This window comes from Bacillus sp. C30, from assembly GCF_040838255.1.
In the GTDB taxonomy this organism is placed as follows: Bacteria; Bacillota; Bacilli; order Bacillales; family Bacillaceae_G; genus Bacillus_A; species Bacillus_A mycoides.
Genome location: NZ_JBFPJH010000349.1, coordinates 1 through 3,243, shown reverse-complemented (window position 1 = coordinate 3,243; position 3,243 = coordinate 1). Strand labels below are relative to the sequence as shown.

Sequence of the window (3,243 nt, the reverse complement as noted above, 5' to 3'; positions counted from 1 at the left end):
GGTATACAGAGTGTGAATGAACAACCGTGTGAAAAATAAGGAAGAGGATGTTTTTTATTTTAAAGAACATCAATAAAATTTCACATACCGTATTTTAAAAATAAATATAGGAAAACCAAAAAATAATGTAGAATATATCGTACATACATATGTGAAGGCAACAAAATATATAAAAGAGGTGGATCTATGTTATTTGAAGAAGTAATGCAGCAACTAGAAGAATATGGAACAGAACAAAACCGTAAAATCTTTAAAAATCATGGGGCAAAAGAGCCGTTATTTGGAGTTAGTTTTGCAAATTTAAAATTGTTGAAAAAGAGGATAAAAAAAGATCATGATTTAGCAATCTCATTATGGGAAACGAAAAATATGGATGCAATGACTTTAGCAACGATGATTTTAGATCCGAAGAAACTAACGTCAGAACAACTAAATAGATGGGTTCAGGATGTTGATTACTATTGTTTAATGGACGTTCTTATGACAGCAATATGTACGTCACCAATCGCGATAGAAAGAATGGAAGAATGGACGAAGTCTGATGATGAATGGATTGGAAGAGCTGGTTGGTCATTATTAGCGAATATCGCAATGAAAAATAAAACGTTAGACGATGACTTCTTCTTACCGTATTTAGAAGTGATTAAAGTTCATATACATAATGAAAAAAACAGAAAAAGAGAAGGAATGAATAGTGCATTAATTGCGATAGGGATTCGAAATGAAGCTTTAGAGCAACAAGCAATTGAAATTGCACGTGAAATTGGAAAAGTAGAAGTTGATCATGGTGCAACGTCATGCAAAACTCCAGATGCAGAACCATATATTAAAAAGGCACGAGAAAGAGCTGAAAAAAGGAAAGTAAAATAAGAAGGGGTAAGATTATGAAACCAATTGAAGCGGCACAAAGCATAATTACATCACAATTTTCGAATTGTGATGTTGCTTTACTAGGGGGAAGTGTGGCTAGAGGAGAGGCTACGAAAACATCTGACCTTGATATTGTAATATTCGACCAAAGTTTGTCATCTTGTTATAGAGAATCCTTCTATAGTAATGGCTGGCCTGTTGAAGTATTCGTACATAATTTTGAAACGTATAAAACCTTTTTTAAAAGTGATTGTGAGCGCGGGAGACCTTCATTACCTCAATTAGTTTCAGAAGGGATTGTGCTAAAAGGAAAAGATGAAATTGTAGAGACACTTAAAAGAGAAGCGAATGATTTATTAAATAAAGGACCAAAAAAATGGTCAGAAGAAACGATGAAGCAGAAACGCTATTTTATTACGGATACCTTGGATGATTTCATTGGTGCAACAAAGAGAGAAGAAGAATTGTTCATCGCCAATTTATTAGCTGATTTAGTACATGAATATGTTTTAAGGGTAAATGGTCAATGGCTTGGAAATTCAAAATGGTTTATTAGAGTGTTAAGAAGGTATGACGAGCAATATGCAGAACATTTTGTAGCGGCTTTTGATCATTTTTATAAAACAGAGGAGAAAAATGAATTAATTACTTTTGTAGAAAACACGCTAGATCAATACGGAGGAAGAATGTTCGAAGGATTTTCTATAGGGAAATGAAAAGGGGATAGCAAAGTGAATGTACCATTCGTTCAATTAAGAGAACTGACAATAGATGATGTAGAAGATCGATATCAATGGTCATTAGATACAGAAGTAACAAAGCATTTAGTTGTACCAGATCAATATCCACCGTTCACTCGTGAAGATACGAGAAGGTGGATTGAAGCATGCATAAGTCGAGGGAATGGTTATGAACAACGAGCTATCGTTACAAAGGAAGGTATACACATTGGATGGATAGACCTAAAAAACTTTGATCAAACAAATAAAAATGCTGAACTAGGGATTGCCATTGGAAATAAAGAATATTGGGGTAAAGGATATGGAATGGCAGCACTATACAGTATGTTACAAATTGGCTATTCTGTATTCGAATTAGAAAAAATATGGCTACGAGTAGACGAAGAAAATTTACAAGCTAGAAAGAGTTATGAAAAAGCAGGATTTGTTTGTGAAGGAATAATGAGAAATGATCGGTTACGTAAAGGGAAGTTCATTCATCGTTATCGCTATAGTATGTTAAGAGAAGAATACCAATCTTTAAATAGTAGCTTATAAAAATATTATGTTAACTTAAAGGGGCAGGATAAATATGATTCGATTACTTACGAAAGAAGATGCGGAAAAATATTGGGACTTACGTTTACAAGCTTTACAAGTAAATCCAGAGGCATTTGTAACAACTTATGAAGAGGCGATTCGCCAGGAAAATCCTATTAAGCGAGTGGAAAGTAATTTAACAGCTACTACTAGTTGTACATTTGGTGCATTTAATGAAGAAAATCATTTAGTTGGAGTTGTCACTTTACTAACAGAAGAGAGAGAGGCGTATAAACATAAAGGTCATATCGTTGCGATGTATGTAGATGCACAAAACAGGCGGAACGGATTGGCACGTGAGTTAATAACAAATGCCATTCAAAGAGCGCGAGATATAAAACTAGAGCAATTGACATTAGGTGTTGTATCTACAAACGAACCAGCAAAAAAATTGTATGAATCAATGAGCTTTAAAACGTATGGAATTGAAAAAAGAGCTATAAAGGTGAATGGTGTGTATAGTGATGATGAAAATATGGTGTTGTTTCTTTAAAGGAAGGATATTATCATGAAAGATCTCCATTTAGAAAAAGATATGAACCCCAACGTGGCAATTTTGTATGCAACGGTTACTGATACATTTAAACGATTGTAAAGGTTAGTCGAAGGTATTGAAAAGAACGAACTATCCTATAAAGGGTCTGAAAATAATGAAAATAACATTGGACAGCTACTTCAGCATTTAGCAGTAGTCGATTTACACTGGGTGTACCGTTTAAAAGGAGAGGGAGTTCCGCCTGCACTTGAAAATAAATATGGACCAATGTTGAATGAAATGGGAGAATTGCCTAGTTTAAGAAAGTACAAATTACAAGAATTAATGCAAGATTATGAAGCTGTGCAACATATGTTTTATGAGGAATGTATGAAACTAACAGAAAATGATTTAACACGAGAAGTTTTTTATGAAAAGGGAGAAAATGCGACTATAAGGTGGGGAATATGGCATATAGCCGATCATAATCGGTACCATCAAGCTCATATTAGTCGATTACGAAAGTTATATAGAAGTAGACCGCATGTATGATTAAATTTTTGAATATTAATTATATTC

4 protein-coding genes and 1 pseudogene are annotated in these 3,243 nt (G+C 33.9%); all 5 read left to right on the top strand.

Annotation, left to right across the window (positions count from 1 at the left end; translation table 11 throughout):
- The first annotated feature begins 186 nt into the window (after window positions 1–186).
- Window positions 187–870, top strand: coding sequence for a DNA alkylation repair protein (locus AB3X49_RS20000; RefSeq protein ID WP_367964300.1), 684 nt, complete (start codon window positions 187–189; stop codon window positions 868–870).
- A 14-nt stretch (window positions 871–884) separates the two neighbouring features.
- Complete coding sequence (locus tag AB3X49_RS19995) at window positions 885–1,586, top strand: nucleotidyltransferase domain-containing protein (RefSeq protein WP_367964297.1); 702 nt, start codon at window positions 885–887, stop codon at window positions 1,584–1,586.
- A gap of 15 nt (window positions 1,587–1,601) precedes the next feature.
- A complete protein-coding gene (locus AB3X49_RS19990; protein ID WP_367964295.1) occupies window positions 1,602–2,147 on the top strand; it encodes a GNAT family N-acetyltransferase in 546 nt (181 codons plus the stop codon).
- 34 nt (window positions 2,148–2,181) lie between these two features.
- On the top strand, window positions 2,182–2,682 hold the full coding sequence (locus AB3X49_RS19985) for a GNAT family N-acetyltransferase (RefSeq protein ID WP_088291012.1): 501 nt from the start codon (window positions 2,182–2,184) through the stop codon (window positions 2,680–2,682).
- 15 nt (window positions 2,683–2,697) lie between these two features.
- Window positions 2,698–3,216: pseudogene (locus AB3X49_RS19980) on the top strand (DinB family protein).
- Window positions 3,217–3,243: the final 27 nt, after the last annotated feature.